Annotated in this window: 25 protein-coding genes; 13 read left to right on the top strand and 12 right to left on the bottom strand. The window is 61.7% G+C overall.

The genetic code is table 11. The annotated features are described in order from the left end of the window. Positions 1-5: 5 nt before the first annotated feature. The 4 genes from petA to C0V73_RS00560 all read left to right on the top strand — a co-directional run bounded on the left by petA (position 6) and on the right by C0V73_RS00560 (position 3,428). Positions 6-584, top strand: a complete 579-nt coding sequence (petA, locus tag C0V73_RS00575; protein ID WP_102018063.1) for a ubiquinol-cytochrome c reductase iron-sulfur subunit — start codon at positions 6-8, stop codon at positions 582-584. Positions 585-598: 14 nt separating this feature from the next. After that, positions 599-1,867 (top strand): cytochrome b N-terminal domain-containing protein, encoded by a 1,269-nt coding sequence (locus tag C0V73_RS00570; protein WP_102018062.1) that lies wholly within the window; start codon positions 599-601, stop codon positions 1,865-1,867. Positions 1,868-1,888: 21 nt separating this feature from the next. Then, positions 1,889-2,764, top strand: coding sequence for a cytochrome c1 (locus C0V73_RS00565; protein WP_102018061.1), 876 nt, complete (start codon positions 1,889-1,891; stop codon positions 2,762-2,764). Positions 2,765-2,882: 118 nt separating this feature from the next. Continuing rightward, entirely contained in the window at positions 2,883-3,428 is a 546-nt protein-coding gene (locus tag C0V73_RS00560) for an adenine phosphoribosyltransferase (protein ID WP_102018060.1), read from the top strand. Positions 3,429-3,479: 51 nt separating this feature from the next. Here C0V73_RS00560 and C0V73_RS00555 read toward each other — a convergent pair whose 3' ends face one another. From C0V73_RS00555 to C0V73_RS00535, 5 genes are read right to left on the bottom strand one after another with little or no spacing between them, the layout of a single operon-like run. Further along, positions 3,480-4,088, bottom strand: coding sequence for a LysE family translocator (locus tag C0V73_RS00555; protein WP_102018059.1), 609 nt, complete (start codon positions 4,086-4,088; stop codon positions 3,480-3,482). A gap of 37 nt (positions 4,089-4,125) precedes the next feature. Continuing rightward, positions 4,126-4,953, bottom strand: a complete 828-nt coding sequence (locus tag C0V73_RS00550) for an AraC family transcriptional regulator (protein WP_102018058.1) — start codon at positions 4,951-4,953, stop codon at positions 4,126-4,128. A 6-nt stretch (positions 4,954-4,959) separates the two neighbouring features. Next, positions 4,960-5,436, bottom strand: coding sequence for a glutathione peroxidase (locus tag C0V73_RS00545; protein WP_102018057.1), 477 nt, complete (start codon positions 5,434-5,436; stop codon positions 4,960-4,962). Continuing rightward, on the bottom strand, positions 5,433-5,921 hold the full coding sequence (locus C0V73_RS00540) for a MaoC/PaaZ C-terminal domain-containing protein (protein WP_102018056.1): 489 nt from the start codon (positions 5,919-5,921) through the stop codon (positions 5,433-5,435). The genes C0V73_RS00545 and C0V73_RS00540 overlap by 4 nt, the downstream gene beginning before the upstream one ends. Beyond that, the gene (locus C0V73_RS00535) at positions 5,918-6,388 is read right to left on the bottom strand and encodes a MaoC family dehydratase (RefSeq protein ID WP_102018055.1); all 471 of its coding nucleotides are present in this window, start codon (positions 6,386-6,388) and stop codon (positions 5,918-5,920) included. The genes C0V73_RS00540 and C0V73_RS00535 overlap by 4 nt, the downstream gene beginning before the upstream one ends. 63 nt (positions 6,389-6,451) lie before the next feature. Between C0V73_RS00535 and C0V73_RS00530 the strand changes: the two genes are divergently transcribed. Further along, on the top strand, positions 6,452-7,114 hold the full coding sequence (locus C0V73_RS00530) for a Crp/Fnr family transcriptional regulator (RefSeq protein ID WP_102018054.1): 663 nt from the start codon (positions 6,452-6,454) through the stop codon (positions 7,112-7,114). A gap of 90 nt (positions 7,115-7,204) precedes the next feature. Beyond that, positions 7,205-7,411 (top strand): DUF2892 domain-containing protein, encoded by a 207-nt coding sequence (locus tag C0V73_RS00525; protein ID WP_102018053.1) that lies wholly within the window; start codon positions 7,205-7,207, stop codon positions 7,409-7,411. 74 nt (positions 7,412-7,485) lie between these two features. On the opposite strand, the gene ychF is transcribed toward C0V73_RS00525, so the two are convergent. Further along, on the bottom strand, positions 7,486-8,589 hold the full coding sequence (gene ychF / locus C0V73_RS00520) for a redox-regulated ATPase YchF (protein WP_102018052.1): 1,104 nt from the start codon (positions 8,587-8,589) through the stop codon (positions 7,486-7,488). A gap of 112 nt (positions 8,590-8,701) precedes the next feature. Here ychF and clpS point away from each other — a divergent pair, with 112 nt between their 5' ends. After that, positions 8,702-9,010, top strand: a complete 309-nt coding sequence (gene clpS / locus C0V73_RS00515) for an ATP-dependent Clp protease adapter ClpS (protein WP_006725606.1) — start codon at positions 8,702-8,704, stop codon at positions 9,008-9,010. A gap of 50 nt (positions 9,011-9,060) precedes the next feature. Here the strand turns inward: clpS and C0V73_RS00510 are convergent, their stop codons facing one another. After that, positions 9,061-9,459: a RidA family protein gene (locus tag C0V73_RS00510; protein WP_102018051.1), complete on the bottom strand. Its 399-nt coding sequence runs from the start codon at positions 9,457-9,459 to the stop codon at positions 9,061-9,063. A 166-nt stretch (positions 9,460-9,625) separates the two neighbouring features. Between C0V73_RS00510 and C0V73_RS00505 the strand changes: the two genes are divergently transcribed. Both C0V73_RS00505 and C0V73_RS00500 read left to right on the top strand, forming a co-directional pair. Beyond that, positions 9,626-10,225 (top strand): TetR/AcrR family transcriptional regulator, encoded by a 600-nt coding sequence (locus C0V73_RS00505; protein ID WP_102018050.1) that lies wholly within the window; start codon positions 9,626-9,628, stop codon positions 10,223-10,225. Between the two features lie 43 nt (positions 10,226-10,268). Continuing rightward, positions 10,269-10,667 (top strand): hypothetical protein, encoded by a 399-nt coding sequence (locus C0V73_RS00500; RefSeq protein WP_102018049.1) that lies wholly within the window; start codon positions 10,269-10,271, stop codon positions 10,665-10,667. Positions 10,668-10,677: 10 nt separating this feature from the next. On the opposite strand, the gene prmB is transcribed toward C0V73_RS00500, so the two are convergent. The 5 genes from prmB to C0V73_RS00475 all read right to left on the bottom strand — a co-directional run bounded on the left by prmB (position 10,678) and on the right by C0V73_RS00475 (position 16,422). Further along, a complete protein-coding gene (gene prmB, locus C0V73_RS00495; protein ID WP_102018048.1) occupies positions 10,678-11,607 on the bottom strand; it encodes a 50S ribosomal protein L3 N(5)-glutamine methyltransferase in 930 nt (309 codons plus the stop codon). Between the two features lie 68 nt (positions 11,608-11,675). After that, complete coding sequence (gene pth / locus C0V73_RS00490; protein ID WP_102018047.1) at positions 11,676-12,401, bottom strand: aminoacyl-tRNA hydrolase; 726 nt, start codon at positions 12,399-12,401, stop codon at positions 11,676-11,678. 77 nt (positions 12,402-12,478) lie between these two features. Further along, entirely contained in the window at positions 12,479-13,219 is a 741-nt protein-coding gene (locus tag C0V73_RS00485; RefSeq protein WP_102018046.1) for a transporter substrate-binding domain-containing protein, read from the bottom strand. A 24-nt stretch (positions 13,220-13,243) separates the two neighbouring features. Next, a complete protein-coding gene (locus C0V73_RS00480) occupies positions 13,244-15,622 on the bottom strand; it encodes an EAL domain-containing protein (RefSeq protein ID WP_102018045.1) in 2,379 nt (792 codons plus the stop codon). Between the two features lie 197 nt (positions 15,623-15,819). Next, on the bottom strand, positions 15,820-16,422 hold the full coding sequence (locus tag C0V73_RS00475) for a 50S ribosomal protein L25/general stress protein Ctc (protein WP_102018044.1): 603 nt from the start codon (positions 16,420-16,422) through the stop codon (positions 15,820-15,822). Between the two features lie 295 nt (positions 16,423-16,717). Here C0V73_RS00475 and C0V73_RS00470 point away from each other — a divergent pair, with 295 nt between their 5' ends. The 4 genes from C0V73_RS00470 to C0V73_RS00455 all read left to right on the top strand — a co-directional run bounded on the left by C0V73_RS00470 (position 16,718) and on the right by C0V73_RS00455 (position 22,037). Then, complete coding sequence (locus tag C0V73_RS00470) at positions 16,718-18,802, top strand: bifunctional diguanylate cyclase/phosphodiesterase (RefSeq protein WP_102018043.1); 2,085 nt, start codon at positions 16,718-16,720, stop codon at positions 18,800-18,802. 145 nt (positions 18,803-18,947) lie between these two features. Continuing rightward, entirely contained in the window at positions 18,948-19,904 is a 957-nt protein-coding gene (locus C0V73_RS00465) for a helix-turn-helix domain-containing protein (protein ID WP_102018042.1), read from the top strand. 135 nt (positions 19,905-20,039) lie between these two features. Then, positions 20,040-21,554 (top strand): aldehyde dehydrogenase, encoded by a 1,515-nt coding sequence (gene adh, locus C0V73_RS00460; protein WP_102018041.1) that lies wholly within the window; start codon positions 20,040-20,042, stop codon positions 21,552-21,554. Positions 21,555-21,659: 105 nt separating this feature from the next. Beyond that, positions 21,660-22,037, top strand: coding sequence for a DUF779 domain-containing protein (locus C0V73_RS00455; RefSeq protein ID WP_102018040.1), 378 nt, complete (start codon positions 21,660-21,662; stop codon positions 22,035-22,037). The last annotated feature ends 13 nt before the right edge of the window (positions 22,038-22,050 follow it).

Genomic DNA, 22,050 nt, shown 5'->3' with positions numbered 1-22,050 from the left:
TGACCGTGAGCGAACACGAGACAACGACAGAACATGCGGCCGAGCCTACGCGCCGCGACTTTCTCTATATGGTGACCGGTATTGCCGGCGCGGTCGGTGCGGCCTCGTTCGCCTGGCCGTTCATCGACCAGATGCGTCCGGATGCATCGACGCTCGCGCTCGCTTCGATCGAAGTGGACGTATCGGCGCTCGAGCCGGGCATGTCGCTGACCGTCAAGTGGCGCGGCAAGCCGGTGTTCATCCGCAACCGCACCGACAAGGAAGTGGAAGAGGCAAACGCCGTTCAGCTGGCCGATCTCAAGGATCCGGTCGCGCGTAACGCCAATGTCGAGGCCACTGCCGATGCGACGGACCTCGCGCGTTCGGCCGGTGAAGGCAAGGAAAACTGGATCGTCATGATCGGCTCCTGCACCCATCTGGGTTGCGTGCCGCTTGGCCAGTCCGGTGATTTCGGCGGGTGGTTCTGTCCCTGCCACGGCTCGCACTACGATACGGCGGGCCGTATCCGCAAGGGTCCCGCGCCGACGAACCTGCCGGTGCCGACCTTCGCATTCACATCCGACACTGTCATCACGATCGGCTGAGGGGATAAGATACAATGAGTGGCCATTCGAGTTACCAGCCGTCCACCGGCGTCGAGAAGTGGATCGATGCGCGCCTTCCGCTGCCGCGTCTGATGTATGACAGCTTCGTTTCCTATCCGGTTCCCCGCAACCTGAATTATGCCTACACTTTCGGTGGCATGCTGACCGTCATGCTGCTGGTGCAGATCCTGACCGGCGTCGTGCTCGCCATGCACTATGCCGCTGAAACGACCGTCGCCTTCAACTCGGTTGAGAAGATCATGCGCGACGTCAACAACGGCTGGCTGCTGCGCTACATGCATGCCAACGGCGCGTCGTTCTTCTTCATTGCCGTCTACCTGCATATTGCCCGTGGTCTCTACTACGGTTCCTACAAGGCACCGCGCGAAATCCTTTGGATCCTCGGCGTTGTGATCTTCCTCCTGATGATGGCAACCGCCTTCATGGGCTATGTTCTGCCCTGGGGTCAGATGTCCTTCTGGGGTGCGACGGTTATCACCGGCTTCTTCACCGCCTTCCCATTCGTCGGTGAGGGCATCCAGCAGTTCCTGCTCGGCGGCTTTGCGGTCGACAATCCGACGCTGAACCGCTTCTTCGCGCTGCACTACCTGCTGCCGTTCATGATCGCCGGTGTGGTTATCCTGCACGTCTGGGCGTTGCACGTCACTGGTCAGACCAACCCGACCGGCGTCGAAGTGAAGTCCAAGACCGATACCGTTCCCTTCACGCCCTATGCGACGCTGAAGGATGCACTTGGCCTCTCGGTCTTCCTGCTGGTCTTCGCGTATTTCGTCTTCTACATGCCTAACTATCTCGGCCATCCGGACAACTACATCCCGGCTGACTCGCTGAAGACGCCTGCTCACATCGTTCCGGAATGGTACTTCCTGCCGTTCTACGCGATGCTGCGTGCGATCACCTTCAACGTTGGCCCGATCGACTCCAAGCTCGGTGGCGTTCTGGTGATGTTCGGTGCGATCATCGTGCTGTTCTTCCTGCCCTGGCTGGATACGTCCAAGGTTCGTTCGGCCGTCTACCGTCCGTGGTACAAGCTGTTCTTCTGGATCTTCGTTGCCAACTCCATCCTGCTGGGCTGGCTCGGCGCGATGCCGGCAGAAGGCATCTACGTCGTCCTGTCGCAGGCCGGCACTGCCTACTACTTCGGCTTCTTCCTTGTGATCATGCCGTTGCTGGGCCTGTTCGAGACGCCAAGGCGCATCCCGAACTCGATCACCGAAGCGGTTCTCGAAAAGAGCGGCAAGTCCGCTGCTGCCCAAGCCTGAGCACGTGAGAGGAAGATAACAATGAAAAAGCTTGTCACGAGCATCGCGCTGATCGCCGCCTTGGCCGGGTTCTCCGGCCAGGCGATGGCAGCGGAAGGTGGCGATCTGGCCGAGATGACGCATCATGCTGCGCAGACCGGTCACTACCCGATCCTGAAGCCCGAGCAGATGGACTGGTCGTTTGCCGGCCCGTTCGGAAAATATGACAAGGGCCAGCTGCAGCGTGGCCTCAAGGTCTACTCTGAAGTCTGTGCAGCCTGTCACTCGATGAGCCTGGTTGCGTTCCGCACGCTGGAAGACCTGGGCTACTCTGAAGCGCAGGTGAAGGCTTTTGCGGCCAACTACGAAGTGACCGACGGCCCGAACGCCGATGGCGAGATGTTCACCCGTGCGGCTGTCGCATCCGACCATTTCCCGGCACCGTTCCCGAACAAGGAAGCGGCTGCTGCGGCCAACAACGGTGCGGCTCCGCCGGACTTTTCGCTGATCGCAAAGGCACGCGGCGTCACCCGCGGCTTCCCGACCTTCGTCTTCGACATCTTCACCCAGTACCAGCAGGGCGGCCCGGACTATATCCACGCGCTGCTCACCGGTTACCAGGATCCGCCGGAAGGCGTTGAAGTTGCCGAAGGCACCTACTTCAACCCGTACTTCATCGCCGGTCAGTCGCTTGCCATGGCACAGCCGATCTCCGACGGTCAGGTCACCTATGACGACGGTTCGCCGGAAACGCTTGAGCAGTATTCGCGTGACGTTTCCGCCTTCCTGATGTGGGCTGCAGAGCCGCATCTCGAAGACCGCAAGCGCATGGGCTTCATGGTCATGGTGTTCCTCGCGATCTTCACCGCGCTGATCTACCTGACGAAGAAGTCGGTCTACGCGAACAAGGAACACTGATCCGAAGGGATCACGTTCATGGAAAAAGGCGGTCTTCGGGCCGCCTTTTTTATTGGGAGCCCACACCATTCTTGGTAAGGTCCCGCGCAAGACCTCCCCGACACAATCCGGAAGCCTCATGAACCCCGACACGCAGAACTATCTCACGAGCTCGATCCGCTCCATTCCCGACTATCCGAAGCCCGGGATCATCTTCCGCGACATCACCACACTGCTCGGTGACGCGCGGGCGTTTCGGCGCGCGGTTGATGAGCTGGTGCAGCCTTATGCCGGTCTGAAGGTCGACAAGATCGCGGGCATGGAGGCGCGCGGCTTTATCCTGGGTGGCGCTGTTGCCCACCAGCTTTCGGCGGGCTTCGTGCCGATCCGCAAGAAGGGCAAGCTGCCACACGAGACCGTGCGGATCGCCTACAGCCTGGAATATGGCGTGGACGAGATGGAGATCCACATGGACGCCGTGAAGCCCGGCGAGAAGGTGATCCTGGTCGACGACCTGATCGCGACCGGCGGCACGGCCGTCGGTGCCGTCCAGCTGCTGCGCCAGATCGGCGCTGACGTCGTGTCTGCCTGCTTCGTCATCGACCTGCCGGAACTCGGCGGCCGCAAGAAGCTCGAGGCACTCGGCGTCGAGGTTCGCACACTCGTGGAATTCGAGGGGCACTGAGCCTTTTATGACGACCGGGCGCTCTCGCCCGGTCGACCTCCTGCTGGTGTCTCAGCGTTGCGCCAGCGCCAATTTCCCCGCCATCAGCACGAAGCCACCTGCGAGTAGCCGGTTGACGATCCGCATCCGGTGCGGGCGCGCAACGAGGCCATGGCGCATTGCGGCTGCGGCAAGGCCGTAGAGTGCGAAGACCACTGATGTCACTGCCATGAAGACGAGGCTGAGACCGGCCATTGTGGCCAGGGGTGCCGGATCGGCCTGATCGACGAATTGCGGAAGGAAGGCCAGGAAGAAGAGCGACAGCTTCGGATTGAGCAGGTTGATGAGCACTGCCTTGCGGATGATCCGCCAGGCCGCGCGGTGCGGATCGGCTGCCTGCTCCTGGACGATGCCACTTTTCCAGAGACCGATCGCCATCCAGATCAGATAGGCGATGCCGGCATAGCGTATCAGTTCGAAGAGACGTGGTTCTGCGGCAACGAGGGCTGCGAGCCCCAGCGCTGCCGCCAGCATATGCGGGACGATGCCGAGCGTGCAGCCGAAGGCGGCGATGAGTGCGTTTCGCCGTCCGCCGCCGAGGGCTGCTGCCAGCGTGTAGAGCGCGCCCGTGCCGGGCGTTGCGACAATGATGAGGGTCGTCAGTAGGAAATCGAGGGTCATGCTGGTCTCCTGCGTTGGTGGAGCGAGCATGCCGGTGTCAGGCGCTGTGGTCTTGTACAGGATTGCAGCCGAGCTGGGCGCTGCGATATACGCCGGGCGTCAGCCCGAAGCGGCGGCGGAATTCGCGGTGCATATGGCTCTGATCGACGTAACCGCAGGCGGCTGCGACCTCAGCGGGGGCGAGACCGTCCATGAGCAGTCGGCGGCTGAGGTTGGCGCGGCTCTGCATGCGGTAGGCATGGGGCGTGAGGCCGGTGTACTGCCGAAAGGTGCGGATCAGCTGAAAGCGGCTGAGGCCGGCTTCGCGAGCAAGGTCCGAGAGATCGGCAAGTGTTGTCGGATCCTCGTCCAGGCGTTGGCGAACACGGGCAAGGCTGGCGGGCAGGGCAGGCGCTGTCTCCCGGCTACGGAGCAGCGTCTTTCCGACGATGAGGACAAGCACTTCGCGCAGGGCGTCCGCGGGCAGGTCTTCCGGTCCATTGTCAAACCGGCGATGCAAGGCGGTGAGATGATGGTGAACATCTTGGTCAGCGAAGACGGGCAGCTCGAATTCCAGATCCGAAGTCGAGGAGACCAGATCGGATACGCTGTCGGTGAGCAGTGCTGGCGTCAGGTAAAGCATGTGCCAGCTGCGCGGCGTCCGGCCGATCGGGGAGCCGTCATGGACTTCGCCCGGATTGACCGTGATCAGCTGGCCGGCTCCGGCTTCCACCTGACCCCGGCCCGACGCCGAGATCTGGCCGCCGGCGGAGAGAAAGCCGATGCCATAGGTGTCATGGGTGTGTTTTGGAAAGACATGCGCGCTTGTGGCCGAGACCGCTTCCAGGCCGCTGAGAGATGTCGGATGGAAGCGGAAGCCGGCCATGGCGGATCAGAGGGCGAGCGCTTTGGCGATGTCGTCGGCAAGATCCGACGGAGCCGTGCGCGGGGAGTAGCGAGCGATGGGCTGGCCGTCGCGGCCAATAAGGAATTTCGCGAAATTCCAGCCGATCTCCTGGCCCTGTTCTGCGCCCGGTGTTTCCGCCTTCAGCCAGGCGTAGAGCGGGTGGGTGCCCGCGCCGTTCACTTCGATCTTGGCGAAGAGGGGGAAGGTGACGGCGAACTGTGTCTCACAGAAGAGGGCGATTTCCTTCTCCGTGCCGGGTTCCTGGGCACCGAACTGGTTGCAGGGGAAGCCAAGCACGACGAGGTTGGGATTGTCCTTGTGGAGTGCTTCCAGGCCCTCGTACTGGGGCGTGAGGCCGCAGGCGCTTGCCGTGTTGACGATGAGCAGCACCTTGCCTGCGTAGTCTTTCAGGCTGCGCTCGGTGCCATCGATGGCGGTCATGGTGAAATCGTAGACGCTCATGGGGCTTGTTCCTCGTCGGGAAAGAATTCGATCAGGTTGCTCTTGAAGCGCAACACGGTTTCGCCGTGCTGGTTGACGCCTTCGGAGAGGGCCGAGTTCAGGATGTAGCGGTTTCGGCCCTGAACGGTGCGGCTTTCCAGCGGGATCATGAAGAAGGTGATGGTGTCGCCGGCGAAGACGGGTTTCAGCCATTGCAACTCGGCAAAGCCAGGCGAGGGGCCGAGCTTCGGCGGCGCGATGCCTTCGGCTTTCAGGCGCTCGATTTCGCGGCCGATAAAGCCGATGAAGCTCTTCATCCAGTTGGCGCAGGTGTGCCAGCCGGAGGCGCAGAGCGCGCCGAAGACGTAGGTCTTTGCGGCTTCCGCATCGATGTGGAAAGGCTGCGGATCAAACTTCTCGGCAAAGCGGACGATGTCTTCGGCGGTAAAGGTGACGCTGCCGAGTTCGAGGCGGGTGCCGGCGGGATAGAGGTCGAGCATTCTCATGCGGTCACCTCCGACGTCTCGCGACGGCGCACCATGACGGCATTGCGGGCCTTCAGCACCGTTTCACCACGCTGGTTGTGCAATTCATGGCCGAAGGTGACGATGCCGAGATGGGGGCGCGAGCGCATCACCCGGACCTCTTCGACGACCGACTGGCCAGAGAGTGTGTCGCCGGCAAGCACCGGTTTGCGCCATTGCATGAACTCGATGCCGGGCGCGCCTTCGGATGCAGCTTTGAGCACGTAGGCATCGATCATCAGGCGCATGAAGAGGCTGGACGTGTGCCAGCCGGAGGCCGACAGGCCACCGAGGATGCTGGCCTTGCCGGCTTCTTCCGAGAGATGCATGGGCTGCGGATCGAACTCGGTCGCGAATTCGATGATCTCTTCTGATGTCACCAGACGCGGCCCGAGCACAAAGCTTCGGCCCTCCGTGAAGTCCTCGTAGTGAAGCCTGTCTTCCTGCATACGTCGTGTTCTCCAATGCCTTGCCAGTCGCTATGGTCATAAGCGGGAATCGAGAGGTGGTCCATGGCGGGTTGGGCAGATCAGGCCGGCTTTCTGGCAGGCATCGATGCAGAGGCACGGCAGGCGCTGGAGGCGCTGACGCCTATGCATGTGCCTCACCGCACGACGCTGTTTCGACCCGGTGATGCCGCGCAGAGTTTCGTCATTCTGCTATCTGGCCGGATCGGCGTTTACCTCACCGGGCGAAACGGGCGGGAGTTGCTCCTCTATTCCGTGACGCCTGGCGAGACCTGTGTGCAGACGACGCTCGGTGTGCTGGGCGGTGCGCCCTATTCGGGCGAGGCGGTGGCCGAGAGCGACCTCGTGGCCGTGATGGTTCCGCCCGCCGTCTTCGAGCGGCTGATGGCGGATTCGATGGCCTTCCGCAATTTCGTCTTCCGAGCCTTCGCCGACCGGCTGGGCGACCTGATGTTCGTGCTGGAGCAGGTGGCCTTCGTGAAGGTGGAGCAGCGGCTGGCGCATGCGCTTCTCGAGCGGGCGGACGAGGAGCGGCATGTCGCCCTCACCCATCATGACCTTGCCGTGATCATCGGCACGGCACGCGAGGTGGTGTCGCGGCGGCTGGAGGCGCTCGTCTCGAAGGGTGTGGTTGCCAATGAACGCGGGCAAATCCGCATCATCAACCGCGCCGAGCTTGCCCGCATGGCGCGGGCTTCAGACGGTTAAGACTTTGCAAAGCCCGTGACTAAGTCACCGACGCGGCGGCAAGGCGGCGCTAGTGTTATCCCATCGTTAAAACAACGGAGGGAAATCACCATGTTTGCCAAGAATGTCGGCGGTCTCGACCGCATCCTGCGCATCGTTGCCGGTCTCGCGCTTCTGTCGCTGTTCTTCATCTATCCGGGCGCCTGGTGGCGCTACTTCACGCTTATCGGGATCGTGCCACTTGCAACCGGCCTGATGTCGAGCTGCCCGCTCTATTCGATCATGGGTCTCTCGACCTGCCCGGTGAAGCGGGCCTGAGGCTCACAGAGCTCTGAAATGCAAAAAAAAGGCCGCGAGGGGATCGCGGCCTTTCTTCGTTCTGATCGGTACACTTACGTGTTGAAGCGGAAGTGGATGACGTCGCCGTCCTGCACGACATATTCCTTGCCTTCGTCGCGGCCCTTGCCGGCTTCCTTGGCGCCGACTTCGCCCTTGAAGGCGATGTAGTCGTCATAGGAAATGGTGAAGGCGCGGATGAAGCCGCGTTCGAAATCGGTGTGGATGACGCCGGCTGCGGCAGGCGCCTTGGTGCCGCGGACGATGGTCCAGGCACGGCATTCCTTCGGGCCTACGGTAAAGTAAGTGATCAGGTCAAGCAGGTGGTAACCGGCGCGGATCAGGCGGTCGAGGCCTGCTTCGTCGAGGCCAAGGGCCGAGAGGAATTCGGTTGCCTCCTCTTCCGGCAGCTGGGCCACTTCGGCTTCGATGGCTGCCGAGATGATGACGCATTCGGCGCCCTGTTCCGTTGCCATTTTGGCGACGGCTTCGGTGTGCTTGTTGCCGGTTGCGGCGTCACCTTCGGCGACGTTGCAGACGTAGAGGACCGGATGCGAGGTGAGGAGGTTGAGGCCCTTGAGGATCTCGATCTCGTCGGGGGCAAGCGTCTTCAGGAGAAGACGGGCGGGCTTGCCTTCGTTGAGGAGCTTCACCACCTGCTCCATGATCGGCAGCTGGGCGGTCGATTCCTTGTCCTTGGAGGCGGCGCGCTTGCGGGTCTGCTCGACGCGGCGTTCCAGGCTTTCGAGGTCGGCGAGCATCAACTCGGTCTCGATCGTGTCGGCGTCGCCGACCGGGTCGATCTTGCCTTCCACATGGGTGATGTCGTCATCTTCGAAGCAGCGCAGCACGTGGACCACGGCATCGACTTCGCGGATGTTGGCGAGGAACTTGTTGCCGAGACCTTCGCCCTTCGAGGCGCCGCGCACGAGGCCGGCGATGTCGACGAAGGAGATGCGGGTCGGGATGATTTCCTTGGAGCCGGCGATATCGGCCAGCTTCTTCATGCGCGGATCGGGAACTGCCACTTCACCGGTGTTCGGCTCGATCGTGCAGAAGGGATAGTTGGCTGCCTGGGCTGCCGCCGTCTTGGTCAGCGCGTTGAAAAGAGTGGACTTGCCGACATTCGGCAGCCCGACGATACCGCATTTGAAGCCCATGGCTCTATATACCTGCTCGGGATGGATTTTCGTTGCCCACGCCTATGGGGTATAGGAAGGGCATGGTCAAGTGTTGCGGGCCTGATGCGGCCTCTAGATCCGGAAGGAACCTATGGCGAAAGATACGGTACTGACGCCGAAGACGGTGACCAAGCCCAAGGTGGAGAAGCCACGGCTCTACAAGGTGCTCCTGCACAATGACGACTATACGCCGCGCGAATTCGTTACGATCGTCCTGAAGGTGGTGTTCCGGATGAGCGAGGAGACGGGCTACCGGGTGATGATGACGGCGCACAAGTTCGGCTCGGCGGTGGTCGTGGTCTGCACGCGGGAGATCGCCGAGACGAAGGTGACGGAAGCCATGGATCTCGCCAAGGAGGCGGGCATGCCGCTGTTGTTTACGGCCGAACCGGAGGAGTGAGGACGCGTTGCTCGCGTCCTCTTCATTTGCAAGCGAGTACCTGCGCCTGCTCATCGCGCCTGTGGAATGCGGGCGATGACCTTGATCTCGAAAGCGAAACCGGCGAGCCAGGTCACGCCGACCGCCGTCCAGTTCGGATAGGGCGGAGCGGGGAAGACTTCCGCCTTGACCTTCATGATGGTTGCGAACTGGTTTTCCGGGTCGGTGTGGAAACTTGTGACATCGACCAGATCGGCGAAGCTGCAGCCGGCGGCGGCCAGTGTTGCCTCGAGATTGGCGAAGGCGCGGCGGACCTGGGCCTCGAAGTCTGGCTCGGGCGTGCCGTCATCGCGGCTGCCGACCTGGCCGGAGACGAAGAGCAGGTCGCCGGTGCGGATCGCGGCGGAATAGCCGTGCTCTTCGTAAAGGGCGTGGCGGTTTGCGGGGAAAACGGGTTCAGGCTTGGTCATGGGTATCCTTTCGGGCATGCGGCATCCTTCCGCCCGTGGGTGGGTCGGTGAAATGCCGCTTGGCTGCAGGCTGAAGATTTCATATACGTTGCGTATGTAGATTTATCCGCATACGGGTCGTATGTCAAATTCATATACGCAATGTATGTGAAGTCAGGAGATTGGCGTGAAGCGCACACGGTCAGAAAGCATGGCGGAAAATCGCGGCAAGCTGATCGCGGCTGCGCGCAAAGCCTTTGCGGAGAAGGGCTATGCGGATGCGTCCATGGATGCGCTGACCGCAGATGTGGGGCTGACACGCGGCGCGCTCTACCACAATTTCGGCGACAAACGCGGGCTGTTCGCCGCTGTCGTAAACCAGATCGACAGCGACATGGCCGAACGGGCCAAGGCGCGCGGTGCTGCGGCCGCGGAGGGATGGGATGCACTGCTGGCGGAAGGGGCAGCCTATATCGAGATGGCGCTCGATCCCGAGGTGCAGCGGATCGTGCTGCTTGACGGTCCGGCGGTGCTGGGTGACCCTTCGCAGTGGCCGAGCCAGAATTCCTGCCTCCAGGTGACACGTCAGGCCGTCGAGGACCTGATATCGGAAGGGATCCTCAAACCGGTCGATGCGGAAGCCGCGGCGCGGCTGATCAGCGGGGCAGCGCTCAATGCTGCGATGTGGATTGCCGCCAGCGCGGAGCCCGAGAGCGTGCTGCCGCGGGCGCAGGAGGCGTTTCGGGCACTTGTTGAAGGGTTGCTTGCGAAGCCGGTGCAGACTTAAGGCCAGAAACCAAATCATTACGTCTGCTGGCTAGACTTGCCCCATGACGCCCGATCCGCAGACACTCGCCGAAGCAGCCACCTGGCACTATGTCGTGGCGCTGGCTGTGTTTGCCCTGTTGGGTGCGCTGGGGCATGTTTCGCGCGCCGTTTTCAACCTCTTGCCGGACCGCCTGTCGGATCGACCTGTCATGGATCTCGTGATCAGCGACGGTTACAGCTGGACCGACATGATTTTCAAGACCGAGTATGACGATGCGGGCTATTACCGCCTCGACAGCCTGCATAACTTACGGCTCGCGGTGTGCTGGGCCATGCTGAGCGGGTTTGTCGTGCTGCTGCTCGTTCCCGATGTCTCGAAAGTCATTGCCTACTGGATCGACTGGAGCCTCGCAGCGCTCGTCGATCTCTTCTGGTACCGGATCGAAACCTTCACTTGGTGATACGCTAACCTCACTTGCCCTTCTTCGTCTTCACCCCCAATGCTTCCGCGCTGATCCAGAACACCGCGTCTTCCTCTTCCGTCGTCTCGACCCAGAGGAAGTCCAGGTCGGGGAATTCGGCTTCGAGGATATCGCGGCCGCGGCCGATTTCGCAGAGCATGCCGCCGCCCGGGTTCAGATGCTTGGGGGCCTCAGTGAGCAGCGTGCGGACGAGATCGAGGCCGTCTTCGCCGCCGTCATGGGCCATGGCGGGCTCGGCGCGGTATTCGGCCGGGAAGGTCTCCATCGCTTCGTGGTCAACATAGGGCGGGTTGGTGATGATGAGGTCGAACTTGCGGCCTGATAGCGGCGTGAAGAGGTCGCCCTGATGCAGCATCAGCTGGTCTTCGAGGCCATAGGCCTGGCGGTTCTTTTCGGCAACTTCCAGCGCATCCGCGGAGAGATCGACGGCGTCGACGGCAGCGAGCGGGAAGAAACGCGTGGCGAGTATGGCGAGGCAGCCGGAGCCGGTGCAGATGTCGACCACGCTTTCCACCGCGAAGGGATCGGGCAGGAAGGTCGAGCCGAATTCGCCGCCATATTCGTTGAACAGGATCTCGCCGATATGCGAGCGGGGTACGATCACGCGCTCGTCGACGAAGAAGCGCAGACCCTGAATGTAGGAACGGCCGGTCAGATAGGCCGAGGGCTTGCGGGTCGCGACACGCTTCTCGATGCGGTCTGCCAGTAGGCGGCGTTCCGAGGGCAGCAGTTTCGCGTCGAGGAAGGGGTCGAGTGTGTCGATCGGAAGGTCGAGGCTGTCAAGGATGAGGAAGGCTGCGTCGTCGACGGCGGTGTGGGTGCCGTGGCCGTAGCTGAGTTCGGCGGCATTGAAGCGGGAGATGGCATAACGCCAGTAGTCGCGCAGGGTGACGAGGTCGGTGGTGATGTCGTGGCTCATGGTCGTCTTCCGGTCGTTTGCGCGGCTGTTGTTTTAGGGCGGGGCAGGGCGCGCCCGTTAGGGTGTGGTCAGTCGCCCTTGGGGCCGAACATCTTCTTCAGCATCTCGGCCATGGGGCCGCTCTCGGGAAGCTTCTTCGGCTGGTTGAAGTTGCGGGCCTGGTGGATGTGGGACTGAGCCGGTTTCGGAGCCTTTGGGGCCTTGGCTGGTTTCTCGTCCTCGGCCTTGCCGCCGGTTGCGAGCGCGAGCTTGTTCATCAGCTGCGAATCCTCACCGCGCACCAGCATCTCGGCATTGTCGGCGAGCGCCTCGAGCAGCGGATCGAGCCATTCGGCGTCCAGCTTGGCAAAGTCCCCGAGCACGTGGTTGTGGACTTTTGACTTGTCGCCGGGATGACCGATGCCGAGGCGCAGGCGCCGGTAGTTCAGGCCGCAATGGGCGTCGAGCGACTTGATGCCGTTGTGGCCGCCATGACCGCCGCCGGTCTTGATGCGGGCCTTGCCGGGCAGGAGGTCGAGTTCGTCATAGATCGCGACGATGTCTTCGGGGCCGAGCTTGTAGAAGCGCATGGCCTCGCCGACGCTCTCGCCCGAGAGGTTCATGAAGGTCTGCGGCTTGATCAGCATGACCTTCTCGCCGGCGAGCGTGCCTTCGGCGATCTCGGCCTTGAACTTCTTCGCCCATGGCGAGAAGCCGTGGCGACGCTGGATCGCGTCGACCGCCATGAAGCCGATATTGTGCCGGTTCTTCGCGTACTGCGCACCGGGATTGCCGAGGCCGGCCAGGATGATCATTGCCCGAGATCCGTCTTGAGGTTCTTTGCCTTTCCCGACAGCGAAACGGCTTGAATGTCAAGACGGATGTCGGATCGTCACGGTTTGGCGGCAACCATTCCGAAGTTCGAATAGCGCAGATTATAGGTCTCAAAGATCTCGGCCTGGGTGCCGTCGGCGATCAGCTTGTCGAGCGCGCCCTGCATTCGGGCAAGCAGATCTTCCGGGAAATTTGCGTTGCAGGCGATGGCGAATTTCTGCTCCGAGAAGACGAACTGAGCCTCGAGCTCCTCACCCTTTTCCTGCAGCTCGATATAATGCTGCTCGGAAATCGGCATCAGGTCGATGCGCTTGCTCTGCAGTTTCTTCAGCGTCAGCTTCAGGTCGGTGGCGAGGTCGATCTTGGGGAAGCCTTCGTTTTCCAGAAGCGTCTGGGTGTAGTCGTTGCGCTGGGTGCCAACGATGTAGCGCTTGGCCTCTTCGATATTGGCGACCTTGATGCCCGAACTCTTGTCGGAGACCATGAAGTTGCGGCCGACGGCGATGGGCTCCACCCATTTGAACTTCTTGTCACGTTCCGGAATATGGGCGGTCGTGAAGACGCAATGCATTGGCTCGGTTTCAGCCAGGGCGATGGCGCGCGCCCAGGGCATCATCTCGAGCGTGTAGGGGACTTTGATCTCTTCCATCATCAGGAGGACCTGATCGTAGCCTGCGCCACGGATCTCCGCTCCGACGCGGAAGTTGTAGGGTGGGTAGTCTTCCGTCGTGAAGTGGACGATGTCTGCGGCGGCGACCGGGGCCGCCGCAAGTGAAAGTAGAAGGCCAAGGACTTTCATTGCGGTTCCCTCTTGCGTTTGGTGTCAGCCGGCGGAGGCCATTTGCAGGCGGGCCGGTGTGGCGGTGGCTTGTTCGATCAGTTTGGCCAGCGGCTGTGGCCGGGCGAAGAGATAGCCCTGGCCGTAGTCGACGCCGAATTCTTCCAGGATCTGCCGTTGTTCATCGGTCTCGATGCCCTCTGCGACCACGGCGCATTCCATCTTGTGGGAGATTGCGGTGATGCCTTCCACGAGCATGCGGCTCTTGTGGCGCAGTTCCGCTTCATCCTCTGTCAGCGAGCGGATGAAGGACTGGTCGATCTTAACGATGTCGACGGGGAAGCGGTTCAGGTAGCTGAGCGAGGAGTAGCCCGTGCCGAAGTCGTCGAGCGCGAGGCGATAGCCGTAGCGGTTGAATTCATCGAGGATCGTGCGGATCTGCGGATTGTCATGCAGCAGCGTCGCTTCGGTGATTTCGATGACGATGCGGTGCGGGGCGATGTCGAAATGGGTGGTCAGCGCGGCGAGGCGGACGGGCAGTGACTGATCGAACTGCAGCGGCGAGAAGTTGACGGCGAGATAGGCGTCGTGATCGCCGGTCGCGGCACTCAGGCGGGCAAGGTTCGAGAGCGCCTTTTCCAGCACTTGGCCGCCGAGGCGGCTGATCGCGCCGGTCTCTTCCGCCACGCAGATGAGTTCGGCCGGCGGGATGACGCCACGTTCTGGATGAACGAGACGCATCAGGGCCTCGTAACCGACGGTGCGACCGGTGCCGACTTCGACGATCGGCTGGAAGAAGGCGTCGAACCAGTCTTCCGCCAAGCCTTCTTCGATGTCGTGCTCGATTTCGGCGCGGCGGCGGGTGTGGTCCTGGATCTCCGAATTGTAGAGCATCGCGCCGTTCTTGCCGTCGCGCTTCTTGCTGTACATCGCCATGTCCGACTTCTGCAGCAGCTCGGCGGCATTGGCGGCGTGGCGGGGATAAAGCGCGATGCCGATGCTGGCGCTGAGGCGCACCGTCGAGCCTTCGATCGTCAAGGGGTCGACGAAGATCTCGCAGAGGGCGCGGCTGATTTCGGTTGCGACAGGCTCGATCGCATGACCGCGCAAGAGAACGGCGAATTCGTCGCCGCCGAGACGGGCGGCAATCGCACCCTTTGGCAGGCGATCATTCATGCGCTCGACAAAACGGCAGAGCACGATGTCACCGGCCTGATGGCCGAGATTGTCGTTTATCCACTTGAAGCGGTCGAGATCGACGAAGATGCAGGCCAGTTCCTCGCCTGCGGCATCGGTTGCGATAATCTCGCTGTCGAGGGCGGTCTCGAAGCCCTGGCGGTTGCGCAGGCCGGTCAGATGGTCGGTGATCGCCTGGCGATGGTTGCGCTCTTCGGACTGCTTAAGCGCGGTGACATCGGTCATGACCGACAGGGACAAGTCTTCCTGTGCACCCTCGATCGTGCGGTTTGCTTCCGCAATTAGCACATCCATCACGGATCCATCGGCGCAGACGAACTGGGTGGTGGCCTCCAGCACGTCGGCGATGGAGCGGGTTTTCTTGCGCTCCAGGTAGCCGGAGCGGGCCTCAGCAGGCACGAGTTCGATGAAGCGACGGCCGACGATCTGGTGGCGCTGATAGCCTGTGGCGACGAGCCAGTAGTCGCTGACGCCGGTGATACGGTCTTCCTCGTCGAGGGAAAACAGCATGGCGGGGGTGGTGTTGTAGATATCGGTCGAGCGCCGGTGGGCGAGGCGAAGTTCGGCCTCTTCTTGCTCCAGCTTGATCTGCATGGCGTTGAAGCTGCGCGCCAGCCGCCCGATCTCGTCGTTGGACTGCCAGTCGACATGGTGGCGGGAGCCGAGCCGGCGGGTCGCCTCAATTGCTGCTGTGAGCTTCAGGAGCGGCTTCATGACCATCAGCCGGTTACCGACGATGGCTGCGCCGACCACGCCCACGACCGCGAGCATGAAGATGCCGATCAGCATGACCTCTGCCTGGCGCAGCGAGGAAAACATGTCGATGCGGCTATAATAGATGGTGATGGTGCCGACCGACTTGGGGCCTTCGACGGCGCGGTAGAAAATTTCGCGGGTGATCGATTCCAGGCCGTTCTTCGGCCATTTTGGCAGCGCTGGCATGGAGACCGAGATGCCGCCGGAGATATCCTTGACGTTGACGCGGCTGACGGGGCCGTTGGAGACGATGGTGGCGGTGATTTGCTCGACGCTTTCCTCGTCGAAGTCCCAGAGCGGTTTTGCCAGGGCCTGAGCGTTGGCCGCCAGCAGGATGTCCAGGTTTTGCTGCAGTTCGTTGGAAGCGCGTTCCGTCGCCAGAGACAGGAACAGCGCAAAGAGCGGCACGACCAGAATAAAGATCGTGATCCCCACAATGGCGAGAAATCGGCTCTCGACCGAACGTGTCATCAGCAGTCCGCCTCGGGAGGCGCGGGATGATGCAGCATGATGCTCAAAACTCCCCTCACGCAATAATTGCGAGGCGAAGGCTTTCACGAAATACTTTAAATCTAACTAAAGAGAAATGGTCGGAATCGAGTCTATCGGACAGCAAAAAGCCCATCCCCGCGAAGGGATGGGCTCAATTGTTACAACCGAGCTGAAGATCAGGCTTCGGTCGTTTCTTCTTCTTCGGAAACGCCGCCTGCCGGAGCTACGATCGTGGCGATCGTGAAGTCGCGGTCAGCGATGACCGGGGTCACACCCTTCGGCAGCTTGACGGCCGAAATGTGGATCGCATCACCAACCTTCAGGCCGGCGAGGTCAACAGTGATCGCTTCCGGAATGTCGGAAGCCGGGCAGTGCAGTTCAACTTCGTGACGAACGATGTTGAGAACGGCGCCGGTCTTGATGGCCGACTTCTCTTCGTTGACGAAGTGAACCGGAACCTGAACCGAAACCTGGCTGTCTGCCGAGACGCGCAGGAAGTCGATGTGCATCGTGAAATCACGAACGACGTCGAGCTGGTAGTCCTTGGGCAGAACGCGGATCTTCTGGCCATCGAGATCGATGGTTGCAACCGTGGTCATGAAACCGCCGGCGTGGATGCGCTTGGTGACCTCGTTCGTATTGATCGAGATCGCAATCGGGGCCTGCTTGTCACCATAGATGACAGCCGGGATGAGACCGTTGCGGCGAAGTTCGCGGGAGGACCCCTTACCTACCCGTTCGCGTGCTACGGCCTTGAGCTCGTAAGAAGCGTGGCTCATGGCTTTTACCTTTCAAGTTACTGGAGAGCCCTGGCGGCTTAGATGCCATGCCAGAACCGGAGACCGTTGCCGGTCCCATCCACATTGCCTCCAAGGGTGTCTGTGCGGATCGGGCGCCTATAGACCAGATGATGCGCAATAGCAAGGTTCTGCGGGCTGCCGGTGCCGATTACACATTTGTGATCGCGTTAAGTGCATTCGGTGCGGCGAAGTCGATTTGGTAACCATTCCGCTCAAGCACTTCGAAATTGACCAATGCTAAATCAGGCTCTGGTTTTTCACGTGGTCCCATTTCATGCTCGAAGTTCTCACTTGTATCGTTGTTGAACATGACCCGCTGTCGCTGATTGCGGCTGTCTCAATCTGCGTCTTCGGTTCGCTGCTGACCATGCGGCTCTTCGGCAGGGTGAGAAACACGCGGGGTGTGGCACGGGCGAGCTGGATCTCGCTGACCAGCGTGATCGGTGGCGCCGCGATCTGGACAACCCATTTCGTGGCGATGATGGGCTATGAGGCAGACGTCTTGGCCGGTTACGAGCCAAAGGCGACGCTGGCGTCGCTTGTTCTTGCCATCACCGTTACCGGGATCGGCTTTGCGATTGCAGCGGCGACCCAGCGCAGCCTGCTGATCGAGGCGGGCGGTGCGGTGGTGGGCGCCGGCATCGCCGCCATGCATTACGTCGGCATGGCGGGCTATCAGGTGCAGGGGCATCTCGAATGGAACGGCACTTATGTTGCCGTTTCGCTCGTGGCCGGTGCGCTTTTCGGAGCGATTGCGACGAGTCGCGTGGCGCGGCCCGTGACCCGGTTCTGCCGTTATGGCGGCGGTGTGGCGCTTGTGCTGGCGATTGCCTCCACTCATTTCATCGGCATGACCGGCGTCACCGTCGTGCCGGATGCATCCGCGGCCCTGCCGGCCGACATGCTACCCGAAAGCGTGCTGACCGTCGTCTTGATGCTGGTCACGGTCCTTATCCTCTCCATCGGTTCGATGACCTATGTGATCGACCGGCAGTCCACCAAGTCGGCCGTCGAGCGCTACCGCCAGCTTTCGCTGCATGACGCGCTGACAGGCCTCCCGAACCGGAGCGCCTTTGTCGAGCGACTGAGCGACATGCTGGAGCGGCCGGCGGCAGGGGGCGACCGGGTCTATCTCCTGTCCTTCGATCTCGACCGCTTCAAGGAAATCAACGACGTGCATGGGCACGCGGCTGGCGATCACGTTCTGAGGATTGCTGCCGAGAGACTGGGGCGCCGCCTTCGCGAGGGTGAGTTCGTTGCCCGCATCGGCGGGGACGAATTCGTCGCCGTGACGTCCCGGTTGTTTACGCATTCGGAAGCCGAGCAGATGGCGGCACGGATCGTCAGGGATCTCGGTGAGCCGATCGAGTGGGAGAACATGACACTCTCCATCGGCACCAGCATCGGTATTTCCGTCTCGCCTGACGGCGCCGAGACGATCGATGACCTCTTGGCGCAGGCGGATACGGCGATGTACCGCGCCAAGTCCATCGGTTCCAACCAGATCTGTTTTTACGACCGGTCGATGGACCAGGCAGCCCGCGAACGCAGCGCCCTTGCCATGGACATGCGGGCCGGTCTCGAACGCGGCGAGTTCATGCTCTACTTCCAGCAGCAGAACAACACGGTGACGGGCGAAGTCGTCGGTTTCGAGGTTTTGCTGCGCTGGCTGCATCCGAAGCGCGGCATGGTATCGCCCGTCGAGTTCATCCCGATCGCAGAGCGGACCGGCTTCATCATGGAGCTCGGCGACTGGGTGTTGAGGCAGTCCTGCCTGGCTGCGATCAAGTGGAACAATCCCTTGCGGATCGCCGTCAATGTCGCGCCGAAGCAGCTCGCCAACAGCAATTTCCCGCAGCGTGTGCGGGATATTCTCAAGGAAACCGGCCTTGCCGCCGACCGCCTTGAGCTCGAAATCACCGAATCCGGCATTATCGCCGACCAGCAGAACGCGCTCTCGATCATTCGGCAGCTGAAGACGATCGGCGTGAAGATCGCGATGGATGACTATGGCACCGGTTACTCGTCGCTCTCGACGCTGAAGCTCTTCCCCTTCGACAAGATCAAGATCGATCGGGGCTTCATCGACAACGTTGCCGATAACCGGCAGTCGGCGGCGATCGTGCGCTCGACGCTGATCCTGGCGCAGAGCCTCGATATCCCGGTTCTGGCCGAGGGCGTGGAGAATGCCGAGCATCTGCGGTTCCTGCAGGACGAAGGCTGCGCGCAGGTGCAGGGCTATTTCTACGGTCGCCCGGTGCCGCTTTCCGAACTCCAGGCCATCGTCAATCCGGCAGCGCCCGCTGATGCAGATGAGCGGATTGTGGCCGATGATACGAAGGACGGGCTTGCGGCTTAAGCGCTTTGGTCTTTGTCTGGGTGAACTGTCGCAGATTTGCGCCACTTTGCGGACGGCCGTGAGGGGTGGTCATTTGACGCTCACATGAGCGATTGCCTCTTCAGGCGGATGGCGCATACTGATGCCAGTGCTTTGGGAGGAGCCGATGCGTCAGGATATCAGTCATTCCGATCTCGTCTACTCGACGGCGCAGAAGGCATCCGCGGCGGTGACCTCACCGGTCGCCGCCTCGTGGAGCCGGTGTCTCAACCTTTATCGCCTGCAGCCGGAAGAGGCGCGAAAGCCAGTCCAGGTGGACGAGGCGACGTTTCGCGAGGCGCGGGAGCGCATGGAGCGCTTGATCGGCAGTTCCGCCGATGAGGTCGATCGGCTTTACCAGATGGTCGGGCGATCCGGTTGCTGCATCGTCCTTGCGGATCATAGTGGGATCGTGGTCGACAGGCGTGGTGCGCCGGGTGATGATGTCGAGTTCCGGGCGCTTGGGCTCTGGCAGCAGACGCTGTGGAGCGAGGCGAGTGTCGGCACCAACGGGATCGGCACCGCACTCGCTGACGAGCGGACCGTCGTCATCCATCGCGATCAGCATTTCATGAGCGCGAATATCGAACTCTCCTGCGCGACGGCGCCGATCCGAGACCATCTCGGCCGTGTTACAGCGGCACTCGATGTATCCACCTGCCGCAACGATGTTTCCGACATGACGCTCGCTGTCCTGTCTCAGGCGGTGCGCGATGCGGCGGCAAGGGTGGAAAGCAATCTGTTTCGGCAGGCCTTTGCCGGCGCACGCATCGTCGTGGTGCCGCAGGCCCAGTCGCTTTCAGCCTTGATCGCCGTCGATGGCGACGACCTGATCCTCGGTGCGACCAAGGCTGCACGGGTGGCGCTGAAGCTCGATGACGGGTTGATTGCGCAAGGGTTGCCGGCCGCCGATGCGCTTCGCGAAACCCATAATGGCCGCACCAGCGATCTCGACGATGCCGAGCGGGCGGCGCTCCGCCGGGTGCTGTCGCGTGCCAATGGCAATGTTTCGCAGGCAGCCCAGATGCTCGGCATCAGCCGCGCGACGCTGCACCGGAAGATGAAGCGCTTCCAGCTGCACTGATCTCCAATATGTGTCGCAAGACTGAAACACTGTGCGCTGCAGCACTGTTTCGCGGCACTATTCCTGAAGAGAGAAGGCGGCAATCATCCTGCCATCGGGACCCGAGGAGGGGTCCTTTCACAGGGAGGATGACAGATGAACATTCAGGTCCAGACAATTGCGGCTTCGCCGTTCAAGCTGAAATACGGCAACTTTATTGGCGGCGAATTCCGCGAGCCGGTGAATGGGCGCTACTTTGAGAACACGACGCCGGTCACCGGTGGAAAGCTCTGCGACATCGCCCGTTCCGATGAGCATGACATCAACCTCGCCCTCGATGCAGCCCATGCCGCAAAGGACAAGTGGGGCCGGACCTCGACCACCGAGCGCTCCAACATCCTGATGAAGATCGCCCAGCGGATGGAGGACAACCTCGAACTGCTCGCCCGGGCCGAGACCTGGGACAATGGCAAGCCGTTGCGCGAGACCATGGCCGCCGACATTCCGCTCGCCATCGACCATTTCCGTTATTTCGCCTCCTGCATCCGCGCCCAGGAAGGGACGATCGGCGAGGTGGATCACGACACGATCGCCTATCACTTTCATGAGCCGCTCGGCGTTGTCGGGCAGATCATTCCCTGGAACTTCCCGATCCTGATGGCGGCCTGGAAGATGGCACCGGCGCTTGCCGCCGGAAACTGCGTTGTGCTGAAGCCTGCCGAACAGACGCCAGCCTCGATCCTCGTCTGGATCGAACTGGTCGGCGATCTCCTGCCGCCGGGCGTGCTGAACATCGTCAACGGCTTCGGCCTCGAAGCCGGCAAGCCGCTTGCGACGAGCCCGCGCATAGCCAAGATCGCCTTTACCGGCGAGACCTCGACCGGCCGCCTGATCATGCAATATGCCAGCCAGAACCTCATTCCGGTGACGCTGGAGTTGGGCGGCAAGTCGCCGAACATCTTCTTTGAAGACGTGATGCGCGAGGATGACGACTATCTCGACAAGGCGCTTGAAGGCTTTGCTATGTTCGCCCTCAATCAGGGTGAAGTCTGCACCTGCCCGAGCCGTGCCCTGGTGCATGAGAAGATCTACGACCGCTTCATGGAAAAGGCACTGAAGCGTGTGGCCGCCATCAAACAGGGTGACCCGCTCGACATGTCGACCATGATCGGCGCGCAGGCATCCTCCGAGCAGCTGGAAAAGATCCTGTCCTATATGGATATCGGTCGCCAGGAGGGCGCGGAAGTGCTGATCGGCGGCGAGCGCAACAGCCTTTCAGGCGAGCTGGCCGGCGGCTATTACGTCAAGCCGACGGTGTTCAAGGGCCATAACAAGATGCGCGTCTTCCAGGAGGAGATCTTCGGGCCCGTCGTATCCGTCACGACCTTCAAGGACGAAGTAGAGGCGCTCGAAATTGCCAACGACACGCTTTATGGCCTGGGGGCCGGCGTGTGGAGCCGTGATGCCAATACCTGCTACAACTTCGGCCGCAACATCCAGGCCGGTCGTGTGTGGACCAACTGCTACCACGCCTATCCGGCGCATGCCGCCTTCGGTGGCTACAAGCAGTCGGGCATTGGTCGCGAGACGCACAAGATGATGCTCGACCACTACCAGCAGACCAAGAACATGCTGGTGTCGTACAGCCCGAAGGCACTCGGCTTCTTCTGAGGCCCTCCCCAGGGGCGGTGTTCCGCCAATACCGCCCCGATACCCCTCTTCCTGTTCCTATTCAGGGGGAGGGGTTCTTTCGTTCTGAAACCAGGAGGGCAGACAGTGACCAGCGAAATTCAGCCGCGTGTGGTGGCAACGGACGCCGCACTCGCGTTTCTCGCCGAAATCCAGAGGGATCATCCCGAGATCCTCTTCCACCAGTCCGGCGGATGCTGCGACGGGTCTTCGCCGATGTGTTATCCGGCGAGCGACTACCGGGTCGGCGAGACCGACGTGAAGCTCGGCGAGATCGGTGGCGTGCCCTTCTACATCAGCGGCAGCCAGTATGCCGTCTGGGCGCATACGCAGCTGATCATCGATGTCGTGCCGGGGCGAGGGGGTATGTTCTCGCTCGACAATGGCCGCGAGCGGCGCTTCCTCACACGGTCACGTTTGTTTTCCGGAGATGAGGCCTGTCCGCTGCCGCTACAGCGGGGCTGAGATCGGGGCAGGC

It is taken from the genome of Rhizobium sp. TH135 (genome assembly GCF_002855515.1).
In the GTDB taxonomy this organism is placed as follows: domain Bacteria; phylum Pseudomonadota; class Alphaproteobacteria; order Rhizobiales; family Rhizobiaceae; genus Allorhizobium.
The sequence above is the reverse complement of the archived record's forward strand: the minus strand, read 5'-3'. Positions and strand labels throughout refer to the sequence as shown.